Below are 20,145 nucleotides of genomic sequence, written 5' to 3'. Positions count from 1 at the left end.
TTAATTAGAAATGTAATTATAGCTCGAAATACACTTTTGTGGAAATCACATTATCTGGTATCTCGTTACACTAAATGTCTATCTGTAATACTATAGTCACAGAATAGCTTATAGGTAATTATTATAAATTTGAAGTGTTTTTGATATATTATTCTAATAAAATATAGCCTATGTCTACTACTTCTTTTTAAGATAAAACAAGCTAGAGCAAATTGTACTCACTCCCTAAAATTCAATGCTTTCTATAATTATGCTTAAATCAAGAGTAGATATCTAAATCCAATTGGTAATAATCAAAACAATTTCCATCCAAAAATGATTGATGTAGAACTGTATTCACCTGACCAAGAAGAATCATCTTTCAAAATTTGCCTTGTTGACTGATAACGCAATTCAACGGAAAACTTCTTTTTTATTTGCCCTCCAACACCTAAAGCTAGGTTAGGTTGAGACAGTAGATTGAAAGATTTAAAAGTAGATCCGTCAGACCTTACAATATCCACTGAAGAATCTAGGTGAAAATCCATTACATACAGAGCATTAACAAAAAGACTATTCTTTTCAGAAAGAAACATCCTATATCTAAAACCAACTGGTACCTCTAAAGAAGAATAATTAACATCTAATAAATAAGACCCTCCAGTAACTCTATTTGTCTCTTCATATACATCGGCACCGTAGTATCTATATGTTGGTTCTATCAACACACTCCATTTTTTATTGTTAAAAGGCATAACTAGCCCCCCTTCAAGTCCTACCCTAAAATTGGCTGTAGATCCAAATTCATGATCAAATAAATTATCAACACTACTGCTGATTTTAAAAGAATTTAAACTTATACCAGGTGTAAGCACCAAATTAAGATCAGCAGAATTGTTCTTTTTTTTAGTTTTTATTTGATAATTCGGATCATAACAAACATTAAACTCCTCAAAAAATTTCTCTAATTTTTTTCTAGTATAATCTATACGAGTGAAGGACGTGACTTCTTTATTCAAGCAATTAAAATTGACAAATAGCTGTGAATGAAAATAATTATTTACTCCAATAGAATATTCATACTTAAAGCCATGAAGGGTTTTTTCTATCTTATATCGCTTATGAATAAGCTGAATGTACTCATCTCCCTTTTTATAAAAAAATCTATTTACTCCTTCTCCATAATACTGATACAATGATCCACTACCTTCGACCAAAACTCTTAGTAAAACCGTTTTATTTTCAAACTCAGGCTCTTTAACCTTACTCAACTTTTCTAGATAATCACTTGACATGTCCATTTCAACTGAAGCACGTACAAATTTCACACCGTCTAAAATCGCAAAGCTTTGAATTTCACTAATCCTTTTCTTTAGTACATCTCCCTTAATAGTTTCTCTGTACTCAAATAATTCAGGGTTTCTCTCCCATCCTTTATCTTTAATAAGGCATTCTACTTTAGTACCAGAATTATCAATAAAATATCCATTTACAAAAGAAACTTGTGAATATAGATTTGTAGTAGAAAGGGCAATAAGTAGGATTAGTATTAGACTTTTTTTCATAATTGATTAAGCTAACTGTTGAATAATTAATGATTTTAACATGATCGATACCCCCATTTAGTTTTAATAGAAATATTAATCCACAACTAGTAAATCATTTCTCTCAAACTGATTTTTAATTGAAGCAGCAAAACTAGAAATACCACTCTAAAACTCAACTTTTACTAACAAAAGAAAACAAAAAGTAATAAGCTTTAATATTGAATAATTCTCTACGTATGAGTAGAGTAAACACTGAAGCCATATTCCTTTAAAGAAAGTGAAATCAAGATTTTGGAAGTGTTTTACTTTAAAACAGTGTCACAGTCAGCATTTTATTGATAAACAGAAGAAAAAAGAGACAAAATCAGGATTTTGAAGACGAATAATTGTCAAATCGAGCTTCAGTGAAGATTTCCAAATGACCCAAGTTGTAAACGCCCGCAAGGTAAAACCCTACGGACGTTACAGTAGCAATCGCTTAGTTAGTTATTTCTTCTTTTTCTTCTTCATTTCCCAATATTCTTCCTCAGTGAGCGGTTTGTACTTTTTCTTATCGGAGTATGGTGTTTCACCACCATCAAAATACTCTCGGACCACAGTTAATGGTATCGTATCTTTCATGCTTTCTGCCACATGCATAATATGGTTTCCATGAAAATCATGGCATTGTAAACAGGTACTCCATTTTTCCTCTTTGATAAGCTGAGCATGGGAAATTTCCAGAGGATCATCACTGAGAGATGTTTCACTATGACAGCTCTGACAATAACCAATGTTAGTCTGAGTGATGCGAACACCATTGTGTTCATTGTGACATGATTCACACTCCGTCACGCCTATTTCTTTTCTAGCTTCAGAGAACCTTGTCTCCTCAAATCTATGCAGGGGATGACGGTCATTAGGGCGATCGTGACAATCAAGGCATTTGGTATTGTCTACATTCTCTGTACCAAAATCTGCCTTAGACTTACGCATCCCAAACGTAAACATTACATTGGCTGTAAGCTGCTGCATGGTAGTACCCTTAGCAGGTGTATGGCATGATTCGCAACTTAAGTCCTCGTGTCCTGTGTTAAGAGGTCCTTTGGATAGAAAGTCTTCTCCTGACGGAACAGATAATACTACCCAGGCTACTACAGTGGCCAATATACCAACTCCAAACCCAATCCATTGTCTTTGTCTTCTTCTACTGATACTAAATCCCATATTTTCTGAATTTGCTAATTCAACATTTCTCTATTCACTCTCATACTTGCAGCAATATGAGGATGCATCTCTGATATTTTTGTTTTTCGACTATTCTCATGCTCGACAATCATCGGTACTAGTTCTTCCTCTACAGCAGCTTGTTTCACCCTTCTCACTACTGCTATCATTACACCCATTACCATAATGACGGTTCCCATCCATACCAACCCTATGAAAGGCATTTCCTTTGCCTTGATCGTTATCCAATCTCTCTGTGAAGCTCTCAATAACCCAGTTACAGTACCTGTAGCGACATCAATTCTGTCTACTACCATTTCAATTCCTAAAGTTGTATTTTGCTCAGGATAGATTCTAGCCCCCTGTTGGGTGATGAGATAGATTGGATTTAGTTCGTATTGGTGGTTTCCATCTATCAGAGAAAAAGTAGATGCTAAGGCAAAATTCTTGTCATCTGTAGGTACACCTAGGACGTCTTTTATTGGCTCTGTTCCTTGATAGGCTATCTTCACACCCATGTACTCTACAGTATCACCTATCTGCCATTGTCTTGCCTCGGGCTGTGACCATTCTACCTTTTGTTTATCAGGGAAATTCGTAACATGTAAATAAATATCCTTGTTCCAATAAGAGTTCACATCAGGAGATGCAATTACACCCATTGTAGGGTTGTTCTGCATTCTTGGCTCTAATACTGTCTTGTCTCCATTCTTATCGATCTCTATAGCATAGTAGATATTCTCCGTATTTACTTTAATGGTATCTCCTTTCAGAAAAGGTCGGTAATTACGTTTTAGAACTTTAATATCATCATAGTTAGTAGAGAAAAGAGCATCTCGATCGATTCTATATTTGCGATCAGCTGTTTCTACTTTGGATGCCAAATAGGTGACTTTACAATCTCCTAAAACTTTGGTTTGATTTCTATTCAAAAGAGCATTCTGCTGAATGGTATGAATGGGTAACGAACTATCCGGAGCATTAATAGTAAGATTTTGAGAGATCATCTTTGAATATGCTCCGGAGAACACAAAACCCAAGATCATCAACGAAAACCCCAAATGCGCATATGAGCCTCCTAAACTCCAGTCAGATCGCTTAAACTCTTGATAAATAATGTATCCACATACGCTCAAACCATAAATAGCAGATATTACAAGAATAATAAACTGCCAACCGTGCACCATGGTCAAGGCTATAACTATAGAGCTTAAGACAAGTGTAATTGTTAATGGAATAAACAAAGCGTTTTCTAAGGATTTACCTTGCTCCACTTTACCCCAATAAACAATTTGAGCAGTCCCCATCACTAGCCCAAAGGCTACTGCGAACCAAAGTTGGAATTTGTTATAGAAAGCTACTGGATCAGCTGGAGGAGCCATGTTGAGATCAAACCCTAGCGTTTCTGATATAGCGGAGAAAACGGGGATTGAAGTAGGAATTAATACTTGAAATGCCGACAAACACATAACGGATATACCTGCAACTATCCAGAACTTTACGGTTTTGGGATCTACATTTTCATCTTTTTGAACTTGATAAACTTTATACCTTTTGGCTAGAACAAAAACTGAAATACCAATAGTTGCTAACAAGAAAATTAACAACTGTCCAGACAAACCTAAATCAGTAAAAGAGTGTACGCTACTATCTCCTAAGATTCCACTTCTGGTGAGAAATGTAGAATAAACAACCAAAACAAATCCTGTAATCGTGAGGATGGTTGTATAATATAGACCTTGTCCTTTTTTCTTGAATATGGTCATACCGTGTAATGCGCCCAAGAGCACAAGCCATGGAATAAGAATAGCATTTTCAACAGGGTCCCAATTCCAATAGCCTCCAAAATTGAGGGTTTCATAAGCCCAATAGGCTCCCATCATAATACCAAGTCCCAATACGGCTACACTTAACCCTGTCCATATACTAGCTTTGGGCAGCCATCCTGTATAATCTCTCTGAGACAATCCCGCCATAGCGAAAGCAAAAGGTATAAGTGATAATCCAAATCCAAGAAAAATTATTGGAGGGTGAATCACCATCCATATATTTTGTAATAATGGATTGAGACCAGTTCCATCTTCAGGAACATAGTTTGGATCGATCTGATATATGGGATCATCTATTAGGTCTTTGAGTAATGAAAATGCCGAACTGCCTATTTTAATATCATCTACATAGATGCCTAATATCATCGTGAGCAAGAAACCCTGTACAATAGTCAATACTATCATCACTCCTGCTTCTCGAATTCTTGCTGTTTGAATAACAGCAAGGCCCAATAAGGAATTCCAAAATATCCAAACTAAAAAGCTACCTTCCTGCCCTTCCCAGAAGCATGAAATCACATAATAAACAGGAAGCGATCTGGAAGAGTGTTTCCAAGCATAGTGATACTCAAAATGATGATTGTATATAATGAGAAATAAGGATATAGCTGCTCCCAGTACCGTCAATACATGTACTCCATATGCATATCTAGCCATCCTCTCCCAATGAACGGATTCATCGGTGGACGAGCGTAGCGAAGCATAATAACTAATACCAGCTACTAGCGCTCCTACCCAAGCAATGAGTATTGATATATGTCCGAGTTCTCCTAAAGGCATTTTTTTTTTTGAGATTTGAAATCTCGAAAGCGACTAATTTTCTTTGAAGTCTGTCATCTAGAGTGATAGCGAAACATCTTTTTCTTTTGGTAGACTTTCGCTATCACCCAAAGTGACGCGTCTGTTTTTAAGGCTTATTACTCAAGCATACTTTATCACCACTCCATTTGTAATGGGTTTACAAATACATGGAAGTATGATATTGTTTTCCACCTCTTTTTTTGTCAAGACGTGTCCCTTTCTCATGAATACCTCCCCTGATACTTTCTCTGCTTTGCAGCTTCCACAGATACCGTCCATACAGACGTAGGGAAGCTTGATTTTCTCATCCAATGCAGCGTCAAGTATATATTTGTTTGCTTTGACGGGAACTGGGTATTTCTTTCCTTTCAATTCAATGACGACTTCTCGATTCTCCAAAAACGCACCTACTGCCTGCATCTCTTGAGCAGACGGCACTGGTGGAGCAGAGAATTTTTCTATATTGATATTTTCTTCAGGCACTCCTGCCATTTTCAAACCTTCTTCCGCCTCTACCATCATACCTGATGGTCCACAGATGAAGCACTCAGTTTGTCCAAATGGGAACTTTGGAACTTTATTTAAAAGCTCAGGCACTTGAGATCTTTCCACTCGACCTTTGTAGCAGTCTTCAAAGTCTCCAGGCTCTTCTAGAATATGAATGAGATTAAGTCTTTCTTTATATTCCTCAGCGATCGCATTCAACTCTTCATTAAAAATAATTGACTCTACGTCTCTATTTCCATAGAAAAGTGATACCGTACTTTTAGGTTCCTTGTAAATGATCGACTTGAGAATGGACATCAATGGGGTGATGCCACTCCCTGCGCCGAACAACACAACATGTCTTTTGATTTTAGGGTCGGGAGCCAATTTAAATTCTCCCATAGGGTGTAAGACTTTCATCTTGTCCCCAACTTTGACGGTATTAAATACGTGATTTGATACTTTTCCGTCTTTAATTCTTTTAACGGTAATACTGATGGTTTTATCGACCTTAGGAGCACTATTCAGAGAATAACATCGGCGCTCTACTTCACCCTCTACATCTACAAGGATGGTTAGAAACTGACCTGATATGTATTTCAGTTTACCGAAAAACGGTTGTTTAAAATGTATACTGACAGCGTCTTCGGTCTCTTTGATGACGTCTACGACTTTCAGTGTTGATACTCTTTCCATTTAGTTTTTGATTTAGCAGTAATAGAATTGAATTATTCGTAGTAGAAGACTACCCATACATGGTAAACTGTCACGAACGTCACGAAGAATGAAAAAGCTACGTGCAGGATCATCCAGCCTTTGAATACTAATTGAGAGGTACTTTGAAGCAAGTCCAGATTGACTAACCCTAGAAGGAAATTACCAAAAAAAGTAATACTCAATAGAAATAGGTAAGCATACCCCAGTTCCATAGAATGGATATAAAAAAGTAGTGGTGTAAAGGCTCCCAACCAATTGTGAATATTCTTAAAAATATATGACAGCTCCTCCCATTTTGGCACTACCCTTACTAGACTTAGCAGCCATTGAAACAAGATGACAATAGAAAGCCCTAGACCGGACCATCGTCTGTACATCTGATCTTCCTGTAGCTCATGCAACATTAACCATCTTAAGTCCAATACCTCCTGTAGGACGTAAGCAGCAAATAACACAAAGCCAATGATTAAAAACTTATACTTTCCCATTTTGCCGATTTAGCAGCCCAACAACATGAGTCATTAGACTTTAGAGTTTTGATTTATAAAGCCAATAAATAAGGTCAAAAGACCACGAACCTATCAGAGTTTTGAAGTACACAACGTGTGTAAATTAGGCGTACCCTCTCGCGAGCGCACGCCTGTTACTAAATCAAAACTTTAGATCTTCAAGATTCCTTTCAATGTCTGCTCTGCAGCTAGTTCATTCACACTATCTAAGAACACCTCCGGTGCAGGGATAGAGTATCCAGCCTTAGCAGGAAACTCTCCCACTGCTGGCACACCACCTTCAGTAAATGACTTAGACTTACCGATATATGTATCTAATGTAGCCGCAGCTCCATCTCTATAGGCCATGATCATACCTTGTAGTTCTTCGAATGAAACTGAATCAGACGGATAAGTCCATGTGGTAGCACCTTGAATATCTCCTAATACCCAATCAGTTTTCATAGTCTCTGGGTGATCATTGTGACAATTTACACATGGAGCAGCTGAGGCAAAATCAGGGAACATCGCTGTATATAACTGAGCTTCTTCATCATAGAAGAACTTAGGTAGAGAATCTTTTCTCATCTCAGCGAATAGTTCTGCTTGCTTACCTGTGAACTTATTTGATTTTCTAATAGGGAAATCTGATCCTAGGTATAGACCTAACGGAACTTCACCTTTCTTACGGATATCACCTGCAATTCCTCTTAAGAACAATGCAGGTAATGGACCTGCTTCCATTTCGTCTTTTTCCCAGTCTTCATGAAACTTAAGACCGTTTTTCTTTCCCGCTCCGACGATGGCTTTAGTATATAACGTTCTTGCAACGTCATTTTCTTTCGCTACGATTTCGAAGGCTTCGTTGATTGAATAAGACTTACCAGGTGCAGCTGCCTCTGAAGTCTCTTCTGGTAAAGGGGCACACGCTTGAAGCAACGCGACCATCATAACAGCGTAAATTACCGAGGTAATGATGAATTTTGCATGTTTAGTTTGCATAGTACAGTGTTTGTTAGAATTTGAACAATAGTATTATGGAGCGGTGTTCCTGATATCATAGGTAAGGTAAAGGCCTTCCTTTCCATAAATGTTTTTGGCTTAGTTGTGTTAGTTATCCTATAAGTGAATAGTGAAAAGATGAATACTCAGCTCGTCCACTATTCACAAGATCTTTCTGAGTCGTAGACTCAGTTCATTACGCCTCTACAGTAGCAGCTGCATCTTTCATTGTAGTAGCCAATACAGTATATACAGCTACCCAAGCATCTTTTACTTCGTCATTCCACGCATCTCCAAGACCGCCTTCTAAAGTAGCTAATAGAGCAGCAGCAACTGTGTCGTACATCGAATCAGTCACCCCATATCCTACGTGTCTCTTTCCTAGATCTTGAACCACTGGAACCAAAGCTCCTAAATCATCAAGCCCTTTGACAGCAGCAGCTAACATGGTCATCAGCTTGTTACCCTGCTCCTTGATATCACCTTTGAAAAGTGGTTTCAATTCAGGATCCAACTCAAACAACTTATTATAAAAAATCTCTGCAGCCTGAGGCGCAATAGGTGCTACTAAGGCAAACGTACTTTGTACCAATTCTTTTTGCTTGGCAGTGATTGGACCTTCTTCTACTTTCTCTTTTTTCTTTCCGAATAGTGAACTCAATAGACTCATTTCAATTTTGATTTATGATTTAACTTGTTTTTTATATTCGATATTAAAAAGCTCATTGAGGGTTTCACTGAGCTCGGATGGTTCTTGATCTCTTAGACAAGCGGTTTTCATACTCATTACAGGGAGGTCTACAATTTTCTGTAGCATCCTTTTGGTCACTTCTTCTACCAAACCTTTTTCCTCCTCATTCATTTTCTTCAGCATAGATGCCATCGTCTGTGTCCTCAATTCTTCAAGAGTAGTCTTAAACCTTTTGACACTATCACTGAATATTAAATCTTCTGTCCATGTCATATATTCAGAAATAGACTCTCGGATCAATTCTTCAACTTTAGGAATTTCTTCTTCTCGTCTTCTCATTACATGATCGATCAGTTTTCCTAGTTTGTCTACGTTGTAGAGAGCTATTTCTAATTGTTCGACTTTTGGATCTACTGACCTAGGTGATGATACGTCTATTACTGCCTTCACTGCAGTATCTTCAAAATGTGATGGGTAGTATACTGGGGATTCGCATGTCACAGTCGAATAGACCACATCAAACTCGTCTATCATAGACCTGTGCATATCGAATGGAATTACAGACATATCACACTCCTCCGCTAGCTTTTCAGCCTTAGACATAGTTCTGTTAGTAATGAATATGTTTGAGTATCCCTTTTTGTGTAAGTGACGGCAAATATCACTGCCCATTTGTCCTGCACCTACCACTAGTATTTTAGCATCCAGTGGGGCCAAATCATCCTTTTCTAGTACGTTAACTGCATTATACGACACTGAGGCTGCACCACTTTTAAAGGCAGTTTCTTGGTTGACGGCTTTATGACAGAAAAACACCTTGTGCATAAGCCTATTGAGTAAGGTAGCCGCCATTCCCGCATCTAATGATGATTGATAGGCTTGTTTTACCTGCCCAAAGATTTGAATATCACCAAGGATTTGAGATTTGAGACCTATAGACACACGATAGAGGTGCTCTATGGCATCTCTATCGTAATATGTATAAAAAGATGAACGAAAATCTTTTGCTGAGAGTGCTTTGAAACTAGCCCAAAGCTTGATCAGAGCTTCATTGAGATCATTCTCGTGGAAATAATAAATTTCTGCACGATTACATGTGACCAAGATCATTGACTCATTGATACTGAGTACTTCGCTTAGTTTAATGTATAAACCTTCAACTTCTATTGCTGATAAGCTGAACTTTTCGCGGATACTTACTCCTGCCAGCTCATGAGTAATCGAAATTGCTCTGAATTTTTTCTCCATTGATTACTGCGTTTTTGATTTAGTAACAAACCAATAAGAGAGTCCTCTTACTAGCTTTTATTCAAACAGTTATCTATGGGTGCAATACAAAAGTAGATTACCTACCACCTAAGAAATAGAGTATTTTTCAGAGAGATAGTTGTTTTTCAAACATAACAAAATATGTTATAAAACATAGAAATATGTTATTATGATTGATTTAATAAAATGAAGGCAGTTTTAGAAGTTTCATAGAATTATTCTAAATAAACAATATCAAACTCAAGAAAATTCCATATTCAGTACTAAATTCATAATCAAACACTCGACTACTAATGACAGTATTAGTTGATAATAGCTCATATCACTTCTGAGAAGTGATTCTTCTTCTACATACACTAAATAAACTCCTTTATTCAGTATTGTTGAATGGTCACTATATAGTTACGACACCTAAGTAGGTCTAAAGATGAATAATCATTTACCTAAATAAAACCTCCGAACAAAAAGTAAAAAGTGTAAATCGTTTTATGGCACACTATCCATCAGAAAAAAATATGCGACCCCTACCTACCTCGCATATATGCGACCCCTTCACAGTGCGCATAAAATAAATTTGAGCTTTTTAAATTATGCGACCCCTATTGACCTCGCATATATGCGTACCCTAAACACCTCGCATATATGCGACCCCTTGATAGCACGCATAAATTACATTCATTACAAAGTTTCAAAACATAAATCGGGTTAACACAACCATTTGCTTTACTACTTACAATTCAATAATTATCTAATTGCAGTATCAACATACTTTATTAGCTCATTTTTCAACTTATAGACTCTCACTGAAATTCTAAAATTTGATAGATATCGCTTTCTTTTTCTCATCACAAGATTGCATGTTTGCAGTCTTAGTTAACCAGCGTGAGTTTTTCCTCTCCCCATCACGCGATCAATTTCATTAAACCCAAATTCTGGATTAGATTTTCTTTTTGAATATCTAATAAGCAATGAAGCGGAAACCATTGGTGGTTTTAGCATACTGTAGTTAGTATGCTGAAGTCACTATTCTTATTCAAAGCGATTTTAGATTAATTAGGATTTCTAATACAGAAGGTCGGCTAATAACTAAACCCTAAATCAGCAGCTATGGAAAACATGATCATCAAGCACCTGAAACCTAAAAAGTTCAATAGATACATAGAACGTTTTACGCTTGTACAAGTAAAGAATTACGATGTTAATAGCTTGCTCATTGCTCCTTTACCTTTTCATGCGTGGATTATCCCTTTGAATAAATTGGGATTCTACTGCGATGATCATTTTTTCGACAAACCGATTATTCAAAATGTAAGTCTATCTTCTTCCAACTATAAGATGTTAAAAGGCACTGAAATGCTAATTATTAGATTCTTTGCATCTTGCTATTACCCATTTTGGAGGTTTAACATCAAAAACTACAGATCGGTCCTTGATTTTTTTCCTGATCAAATGAACTGCGACGACCCTAAATATCTAGAGGTATCCTCATCCCAAGTTTATGATTATCTAGAAACGAATTTCTCTCAGGGAAGAGCAGAAAAAATAAGCATAATAAAAGACCTCTATCATTACGTGCTTAACACTCCTACAGAGTCTACACTAGAAACTTTTTGTGACGATAGAAAAATAAGCTACATGTCACTTTATCGTTTGATTAAAGACAAACTAAATACGAGTCCTATAAAGTTCTTTAGACTCTGCAAGTTTAGAGTGGCTAATTATCACATTTTTCATACTTGCAATAACCTTACTGATATAGGCCATCATTCAGGGTACTACGACCAACCTCATTTTGTTAAGGAATTCAAGCATTTTGTTGGCTTCACACCAAAAGAGTATACCCAGACTATTAAGCAAAGTCAGATCTATTCTTCCTCTTCTTTCTCTAATTTCTCCTTACTTTTTTAGACCTGTAAGAAATCTACAATTTTTTGGCGAATCCATAGTATAGCTTTGTGTCGATTTAATAATGGAGATAAATTTTGACGATTAGCATACAACATAAAGTATCTGATCATCAAAGCTTAGCCATCTTTTACTAAAAAGATTTTTACACAAATAAAAAATCAAAAATGACACTGAGCTATAACCTACATAAACGTAAAAACAGGGCTAAAACTATATAAGAATAAAGCCCTTTAAAATTCTCAATTACTTCAAACTTGGCAGTAAAAAAGTATGAAGTGATCTGTTCTTATATAAAGAACTAAATGCCAATACAGTCATTACAATGACGCTGATACAGATAAACTTGATCCTCTATATCCCTCTAACACTTTCACAACGATTTAAAGATCTAGTTAAATGAAGAAAATAATACTTTTAGCAGCTTTAACCATACTAGCATATGGGCTTAATGCCCAAGTGACTGAACTATGGGGAACTTTCCATTCAGGTTATACCCAAGGAGCAGTATTCAAGCTCGATACTAAAAAGGATTTCCAACACATCATAAATATACCTAATGAAGGAAATAGTTCATCGAGCAGTTTGACTGAGGTCAGCGAAGGTATATTCTACGGGATGACGAGACAAGGTGGTAGCTCGAACAAAGGAGTCATCTTTAGCTACAATGAGACTGACTCAAAGTACGAAGTACTCTATAGTTTTAATGGGTCAGATGGCCAGGAGCCCTACGGTTCTTTGACTTATGCTAGTGATGGATTGCTATACGGTGTTACTTCTAGAGGGGGAGCCCATGGTGCAGGTGTTATTTTCTCATATGATACAGAAGAAAATATTTATCAAGTGCTATACCACTGTACTGTTGACATACCCTACCCTGCGGGAACATTGCTAGAAGGAAGAGATAGAAAGCTGTATGGCACTACCCAGTCTTACTATGTAGATGCTTTTAGCCAAGGATCCATTTTCAGCTTTGACCCTACGACTAAATCCCTTACTCAACTATATAGACTTACAGGCAAGGATGGTGAAGACCCATCTGGAGCATTAATAGAAGGAAGTGACGGTTTACTATATGGAACGACATTTTCTGGTGGCAACTCTGATAATGGGGTAATATTCAGTTTAAAAATATCTGATGGCACCTACACAAAACTTCATGATCTAAATGAAACAGACGGTAGTAATCCGACAGGAGCACTTACATTGGCGACTGATGGGAATCTATACGGAGCGGCCTACGCTGGAGGCGAAAATGGAGATGGTGTATTATTCAAATACGACCTTTCTTCAGAAATTTTCACAGCTATACATCACTTTGAAAGATATGTTAATGGAAAGACTCCTATTGGGTCTTTGATAGAAAGAGCCAATGGCAAATTATATGGCCTTACTTCAAACGGATCAACTTATAAACGGGGATACAGAGGTGTTTTGTTTAGCTATGACCTGAACGAAGCCAAATTTAAAGTCGAATATTCTTTTCTTTCAGAACGAGAATTGTCTCAAGGCTCTTTCACTAAAGGTAAAAATGGCAAGCTATATGCAATCACCTCTAAAAGTGACGAATCGGGTTTCGGAATGATTTACAGCTATGATCCATCTACTTCGCATTACACATCCTTGTATAAACTATCTAGCCCTTGGGGTAATGGCCCTACAGGATATTTAATCCAAGCAAAAGATGGTATGCTCTATGGGGTAACAAGTAATGGCGGAGCGAATCATTGTGGTGTAATCTTTAGAATTAACCCTTCCGACAATAGCTATACAAAGCTTTATGATTTTGAGTCTAAAACAGGAAAACTTCCTAGTGGATCACTATTAGAAGGGAATAATGGCTCTCTGTATGGTATTACCAGAACTGGAGGCAATGGAAACAATAGTGATAGAGAAGAAGGAGGAGGAGTAATTTTCGAATATAATTTGAACGACAATAGCTATACTGTTCTTCACCATTTTGATAAGTCTATTGGGGAAGTGCCCGTTGGTTCTCTTATTAAGGCAAGTGATGGTAAGCTTTATGGAACTACAACTCGCGGAGGTGAAATTGAGATGGGTGTTATATATAGTTATGACCTCAATGGAGCAGGCTATAGCAAGTTAGCCGACTTCAATACAATAAGAAGTTCTGTAGGATTAAGTGCCTTGGTAGAAGGGGATGATCATTTGTTATATGGAACAACAGCTGTATTCGCCGATTTGTTCAGCTTCAACCCAATGACAAATGAACTAATCAAGCGTCATGAATTTAGCCATAAGGATGATGGCGAAAATACTCCTGTCACTACATTGCTCAAAGCTAAAGATGGAAAGTTATACGGTACCACAATGAGAGGCGGAAGCAAAGATAAAGGAGTCATATTTAGCTATAATCCAGTCAATCATAAGTATACTAAACTCTATGACTTTAATGGAGTCAATGGAGAAGGTCCCAATGGAAAATTACAAGAAGATCAAGAAGGTATCCTATATGGCATGACCAAAAGAGGAGGTGCTTATGATTCTGGAGTAATATTTAGATTTAATACCTCTGACAATAGCCTCACTAAAGTTCATGATTTTAAAGAAAATAAATACCCCAATAGTGTAAACTCGTTAGGAACCTTGCTTAGAGTCATAAAGTGTGAACCTGAGCTCGATATGCGTAGTCTACCTGATCAAACTGTAGATTGTAATTTCGAAGGCCCAACACTGAATGATGACTGCTTAGGAAAGTTGACCAATCCTGAAGCTAATGAATGGATTTTTGAAGAAGGGGTTAGTAAGGATATTATTTGGACTTATAACGATGTGTCCGGGTATAACATCCAAGCAACTCAGTCCATAACGTTTGATGATGTGAAAGCACCAGTTCCTACACTAAAAGAGTTACCTCAAATAGTATCAGGTACTGACGTATTAGAGTCGGACATAACTATACCGACTGCTACTGATGATTGTAGTTCCAATATCACGGTCACTCACGATATAGAATTCCCGATCACAGAAAGCGTTAAGATTAACTGGACTTTTGATGACAATCATGGTAACAGATCCTCACAAACTCAGAATGTAACCATTCAACTATCTCCAAACCCTAAACCAACACCTACCCCTGAACCGAAACCTAAACCAAGTCCAAAACCTGAACCGACACCCGAGCCTGAACCAGAGCCAAGTCCGGAACCTGATCCGGAACCAACTCCAGAGCCAGAACCCAACCCTGAACCTATTTCATCAGATGAAAATGATGTACTATCCGTTAAGGATGAGGAAGGAAATGATTTCATAGTATATCCTAATCCTGCTTCTGGTCATATAACTATCAAAAGTACGAGCCATCAATTAATCAAAATACTAAGTCTAGATGGAGTGGTACAATTGTCAACTTATAAAAAGACGATAGATATCAGTGCCTTATCTAATGGTGTCTACCTGATTATGCATGATGGCAGATATACTCGACTGATCAAAGAATAGTTAGTTGCTCATTCAAACCAGAGATGGTTTAAAGTATCTTTATATCAATTACAGCGATCTGTTTCGTCAAGAATAATCTTAATGAAACAGATCGCTCATTTTCCTTTCTTGATTGCGGGTTCTTTTTGAATTCACTGAGCTACAAACTGTTGCTCATTTGTGTATAAAATCAAGATTAGCTTCAATTTACGTATTTCTTATTTTGTATTCAGCTACGCACTACCTAGTGCTCAGAGAGTTATTTCAATAATCTAATCTATCAAGTACTATTTGTTTTTTCAGTGTATAATTAGGAGCTATGTACAGTAGTGTCTACACTTGAGGATTGAAAGTCATTATCATTACAATGATTTTGTGGTTAGCTTGATGAGCCAACCAAATCAGTTAACATAACAATGTAGTCGCATCATGGATTTTATTATTATCCTATTATTGGTTGTCATCTTGATTCTAGTAGGTGACTTAAAGAATAAAATAAGGAAAATTTCTAGTGAACTCTCCGACTTAAAAACTCAGAAGTCTACAAAAGAAATCAACGTCTCTTCTAGCTCTGAAAGCTCGAAACAGACCGAGATAGAGCATCAAAAAACAGAACAAAAACCTATACCAGAAATCGTTTCGCCTGCTCTTGAACCAAAAGCTGTAGAAATACAAGAAGCTAAATCTACCCCTCAAAAAGCTGTACCTAAGAAAAGAAAGCCTGCAGTTTCTAATCCAAGTCTAGGTTTTAATTTTTCTTGGAGTAAGTTCTTAGCTAAGAATCCAGATCTTGAAAAATTCATAGGAGAAAATCTACTGAGTAAAATCGGAATAGTAATCTTCGTAATTGGCATGGGGTTCCTAGTGAAACTAGGAATAGATAGTAACGTGATCACTGAAGGAATGAGAGTAGCCATCGGTGTAGCTATTGGTGGAGGGATGATTACCCTGGCCCACTATATGCGTAAATCTTTTGCCAAATTCAGTTCTGTTCTCATAGGAGGAGCATTAGCCGTACTTTATTTTAGTATAGCGCTAGCCTTTCACCAGTATCATCTAATCAATCAAACTGCTGCATTCCTTATCATGGTATTCATCACCTCATTTGGGGTGCTACTTTCATTAGCTTATAATCGATCTACATTGGCTGTGTTAGCCATTATTGGAGGGTTTGGAACTCCTTTCTTTGTGAGTAATGGGTCTGGAAATATTAGTGCGTTTTTTGCTTACATTTTGATTTTAGATATCGGAATGCTAATCTTAGTGTATTTCAAGAAATGGAATATCATTAATTACATTGCTTTTTGTTTTACTTTTATTCTATTCATCGGAGTCTTCTATTCAAAGTTTTTGGGTAATGAGGAAGAGCTTCGAATTACGATGTTTGCTAACCTTACTTGTTACTACATCATCTTCTTTTTGATGAGCATTGTTTACAATGTCCGAAACAAAAAAACTTTCAAATTCCCTGAAATCAGCATGCTGTTTGCCAATACTGCTTTTTATTTCGGGTTTGGAATTCAAATATTAAATGGTCTACAACATGGAATGTACAATGGACTTTTTACTCTTCTACTAGCGATTCTCAACTTTGGATTTGCTTACAGGCTCTATTCACGCAAGGATGTAGATCGAAACTTGGTATTTATGTTGATCGGGCTTGTTCTTTCCTTTGTGAGTTTGATTGCTCCTATACAATTGGAAGGTAACTACATTACTCTTTTCTGGGCTGTTGAATCTTGTCTCTTACTTTGGCTGTCAGAGAAGTCTGGTATTAAACTGATAAGAGTATCGTCTATAATCATATCCATCCTTATGGCCATTAGTTTACTCATGGACTGGAACATCTATTACATAGATATATCGGATTACAATGAGTTAGCTCCAGTCATTAACAAAGGCTTCTTGACTACTCTAGTTTGCTTGGCCTCATTGATCATTGGTGTTTCTATATCTAATAAAGATTTTGAAACCGAATTAAAGGGCTATCCTCTCACATGGAAATCCATTATAAACAGGATTGCAGCAGTTGTTATATTTTATTTCGGATTTCTTTTAGAGTTTGATTATCAATTTAAAGCATTCGGATTTTCAGAAACATTAGCCTCAATATTGCTTGGTGTGTATAATTATGCATTCATTACTGCAATTATACTAGTCCATAAAAAATCTGACAAACTGGTGAGTCGCAATTCCGCAGGTATCGCAGCCATCGTCGGAATACTATTGTATCCTACTTACTATCTGGAAAGAACTATTGCCTCAAGAGACTTTAATTTGCTAAATCAGGACATAGCCACAGGTTTCTACTGGCATTATGTTTTACTTGCGTCAGTTATTTATTTGGTAGTATTCATTACGCAAGAAGTACACAAGGCCTACAAATTATCTTCTAAAAACGGAGCAAAATACCTTTACATCTTGTCTTTTCTAGCAGTATTGATCGGAACTGCAGAAATCACACATTTAGCAATGATTACACAGCAAAACTCTGGTAATGAAGAATACCTGGTGTTTGATACCATTATGAGATCGGTATTCCCTGTCGTCTGGGGAATAATAGCTACGGCATTGATTATTGTAGGTATGAAATATAAACTCAAGGCATTGCGTATAGCTTCACTTGTATTGTTTGGCATTACTACATTGAAACTTTTCTTCTTTGATCTCAATGGGAATTCTACAGGAAAAATCATTTCATTTATTTTCCTTGGAGCCATTCTTTTGACAGTATCATTTTTATATCAAAAACTTAAATTCCTAATAACAGATGATGAAGACAATAATTAATCTTTCTGTTCTCCTATCTATAAGTGCCATATCTTATGCTCAATCATTCAGATATAGTGCAGATATTCCATCTGTAGATTCGACCGGTTATTATAAAATCGAACTATCACCTGAATTAATTGGTATCAGTAGCGAAATGCTTTCGGATGTAAGAATTTATAAAGAAGGTGGAGAGGAGATTCCCTTTGTCAGGGATCGAGAATCCAATAAGGTGAGCGATTCGAGATTTATAGAGTATAAAATAATTAGTAAAAAAAATACTCCTGAGGTAAGTAGCCAATACATAGTACTCAACAAGGGGAAGAATAAAATTGACAAAATCAGCTTCAAAGTCAGAAACACTGATGTAAAGAAACGGGCTAGATTAAGTGGAAGTGATAACCAGTCGGATTGGTATGTCATCAAAAACGATTATTGGCTGAATAATCTAAAAAACCGCTATTCAACTACACAACTATATACAATTAGCTTCCCACTCAGTAACTACAAATATTTCAAGCTTGAAATAGATGATGAAAATAGTCTTCCAATTGATATTCAGAAAATAGGTTTTTATGAAAGTTTTGAAAGAGATGGAGAGGTATCATTCATTTCTGAGAAAGTAGTCAATAGCAAAGACTCGCTTAAGTCTTCTTATTTTAATGTATCATTCGATGACACCGTTTATTTTGAGAATCTACGTTTAAAGATAGATGGGCCTGAATTTTACCAAAGAGACGTATCTATTTCTGCTGAACAATTAGTGTCGACTTCAGAATCATACTTTAGTACTATTGTAAATAGTACGGTGTCATCTGATAAAAAAAATGAATTCAACATCGGGGCTATCAAAACCAAAAACTTAAGAATTAGGGTTTACAACAAGGATAACCAACCGCTATCCATTACAGGTATAGATGCTTCTTATTTCAAGCAATTCCTTATTGTGAAACTTGATCCGCGATCATCCTATTCCATCAAAGTAGGAAACAACGAATTGTACAAGCCTCAGTATGATATCGAGCAATTTAAAAATAACCTACCTAAGCCTATCAGTACTCTTGTTCACGGGGAGCTAACTCTAAATAATAATCCAAAACCTCAATCTACTGACAGTGACAACAAGAATCAGGTTTATCTCATTTGGGCTATCATATTATTAGTTGGCGGAGTTTTGATTAGAGTCTCTATAAAGATGATTAATGAGTTGAATGCTAAGAATAAAGGCTAATTAATTCACCACCACATCCCTAAAATACTGTTCGTATATATCCTTGGCGAAAGCTATTTGCTCAGGGGTATTTTGTGGAGTGTTGGGTAATTGATACTCCATTCCCATGAGTTCCCATTTGTGTACACCGAGCTTGTGATATGGCTGTATCTCTACTTTTTGAAGCTGTGTATAGTCTTGAAAATGCTGCCCCAGTCTATGAAGCGCTTCTAGTTGGTCTGACAAGTCTGGTACTAATACATATCTCAACCAAAATTGCTTTTGATTGGCTTCCAAGTATTCCGCAAACTTCAACGTATTTTCATTGGTTCTGCCTGTAATCTTCTCATGCTGATCAGAATCAATGTGCTTGACATCTAAGAGCACTAAGTCAACGTACTGTAGCATTTCTTCTACGTAATGATTGAGAATATGCCCGTTAGTATCAAGACAAATGTGCATCCCCTCCTCTTTGAGTCTCTTCATGAGAGGAATAAGTTTTTTGGCTTGTAGACATGGTTCACCTCCTGAAAAAGTGATTCCTCCTCCATTAGAGAAATAGGATTTCATGTGAGTAGCTTCTTTGAAGAGATCATCAATGTGTGTTTTATCTCCTGCATCACAGTCGAATGTATCTGCATTACCACAATAGAGGCATCGAAATTCACAACCTTGAAGAAAGACTACCATCCGAATCCCTGGCCCATCATAGGTACCGAAAGACTCAATACTGTGTACATTGAGTGTCTTTGTGTCTTGTAATGTTTGCATGTTGATTGGGGAATAGTTGATGATTGATAGTCGA

General features: G+C 36.8%; 13 protein-coding genes. 4 read left to right on the top strand and 9 right to left on the bottom strand.

Translation table 11 applies throughout. From position 1 onward, the window contains the following. Window positions 1–293: 293 nt before the first annotated feature. The 8 genes from DKG80_RS09110 to hemA all read right to left on the bottom strand — a co-directional run bounded on the left by DKG80_RS09110 (window position 294) and on the right by hemA (window position 9,994). The gene (locus DKG80_RS09110) at window positions 294–1,544 is read right to left on the bottom strand and encodes an outer membrane beta-barrel protein (protein WP_109831024.1); all 1,251 of its coding nucleotides are present in this window, start codon (window positions 1,542–1,544) and stop codon (window positions 294–296) included. A 468-nt stretch (window positions 1,545–2,012) separates the two neighbouring features. Beyond that, window positions 2,013–2,732: a cytochrome c3 family protein gene (locus DKG80_RS09105; protein WP_109831023.1), complete on the bottom strand. Its 720-nt coding sequence runs from the start codon at window positions 2,730–2,732 to the stop codon at window positions 2,013–2,015. A gap of 14 nt (window positions 2,733–2,746) precedes the next feature. Then, on the bottom strand, window positions 2,747–5,341 hold the full coding sequence (ccsA, locus tag DKG80_RS09100; protein ID WP_109831022.1) for a cytochrome c biogenesis protein CcsA: 2,595 nt from the start codon (window positions 5,339–5,341) through the stop codon (window positions 2,747–2,749). Between the two features lie 141 nt (window positions 5,342–5,482). Continuing rightward, a complete protein-coding gene (locus tag DKG80_RS09095; RefSeq protein WP_109831021.1) occupies window positions 5,483–6,544 on the bottom strand; it encodes a ferredoxin--NADP reductase in 1,062 nt (353 codons plus the stop codon). 32 nt (window positions 6,545–6,576) lie between these two features. Further along, the gene (locus tag DKG80_RS09090) at window positions 6,577–7,053 is read right to left on the bottom strand and encodes a hypothetical protein (protein WP_109831020.1); all 477 of its coding nucleotides are present in this window, start codon (window positions 7,051–7,053) and stop codon (window positions 6,577–6,579) included. Window positions 7,054–7,224: 171 nt separating this feature from the next. After that, on the bottom strand, window positions 7,225–8,055 hold the full coding sequence (locus DKG80_RS09085) for a c-type heme family protein (protein WP_109831019.1): 831 nt from the start codon (window positions 8,053–8,055) through the stop codon (window positions 7,225–7,227). Window positions 8,056–8,251: 196 nt separating this feature from the next. Next, complete coding sequence (locus tag DKG80_RS09080) at window positions 8,252–8,725, bottom strand: globin family protein (RefSeq protein ID WP_245906983.1); 474 nt, start codon at window positions 8,723–8,725, stop codon at window positions 8,252–8,254. A 12-nt stretch (window positions 8,726–8,737) separates the two neighbouring features. Then, window positions 8,738–9,994, bottom strand: coding sequence for a glutamyl-tRNA reductase (gene hemA, locus DKG80_RS09075; protein ID WP_109831018.1), 1,257 nt, complete (start codon window positions 9,992–9,994; stop codon window positions 8,738–8,740). A gap of 1,128 nt (window positions 9,995–11,122) precedes the next feature. Between hemA and DKG80_RS09070 the strand changes: the two genes are divergently transcribed. The 4 genes from DKG80_RS09070 (at window position 11,123) to DKG80_RS09055 (ending at window position 19,361) form a co-directional block, all read left to right on the top strand. Further along, a complete protein-coding gene (locus DKG80_RS09070) occupies window positions 11,123–11,923 on the top strand; it encodes a helix-turn-helix domain-containing protein (RefSeq protein ID WP_109831017.1) in 801 nt (266 codons plus the stop codon). Between the two features lie 396 nt (window positions 11,924–12,319). Continuing rightward, on the top strand, window positions 12,320–15,382 hold the full coding sequence (locus tag DKG80_RS09065; protein ID WP_109831016.1) for a choice-of-anchor tandem repeat GloVer-containing protein: 3,063 nt from the start codon (window positions 12,320–12,322) through the stop codon (window positions 15,380–15,382). Window positions 15,383–15,790: 408 nt separating this feature from the next. Next, complete coding sequence (locus tag DKG80_RS09060) at window positions 15,791–18,151, top strand: DUF2339 domain-containing protein (RefSeq protein WP_109831015.1); 2,361 nt, start codon at window positions 15,791–15,793, stop codon at window positions 18,149–18,151. Continuing rightward, window positions 18,135–19,361: a hypothetical protein gene (locus DKG80_RS09055; protein ID WP_162555774.1), complete on the top strand. Its 1,227-nt coding sequence runs from the start codon at window positions 18,135–18,137 to the stop codon at window positions 19,359–19,361. Before DKG80_RS09060 ends, DKG80_RS09055 begins: the two co-directional genes overlap by 17 nt. Here DKG80_RS09055 and pflA read toward each other — a convergent pair whose 3' ends face one another. Next, window positions 19,362–20,111 carry a pyruvate formate-lyase-activating protein gene (gene pflA / locus DKG80_RS09050; RefSeq protein WP_109831013.1) on the bottom strand — a complete coding sequence of 250 codons (750 nt, stop codon included), beginning with the start codon at window positions 20,109–20,111 and terminating at the stop codon, window positions 19,362–19,364. Window positions 20,112–20,145 lie beyond the last annotated feature (34 nt).

The organism is Reichenbachiella versicolor (assembly GCF_003171675.1).
Classification (GTDB): domain Bacteria; phylum Bacteroidota; class Bacteroidia; order Cytophagales; family Cyclobacteriaceae; genus Reichenbachiella; species Reichenbachiella versicolor.
Note: the sequence above shows the minus strand (reverse complement) of the source record. Positions and strands in the feature narration are given on the sequence as shown.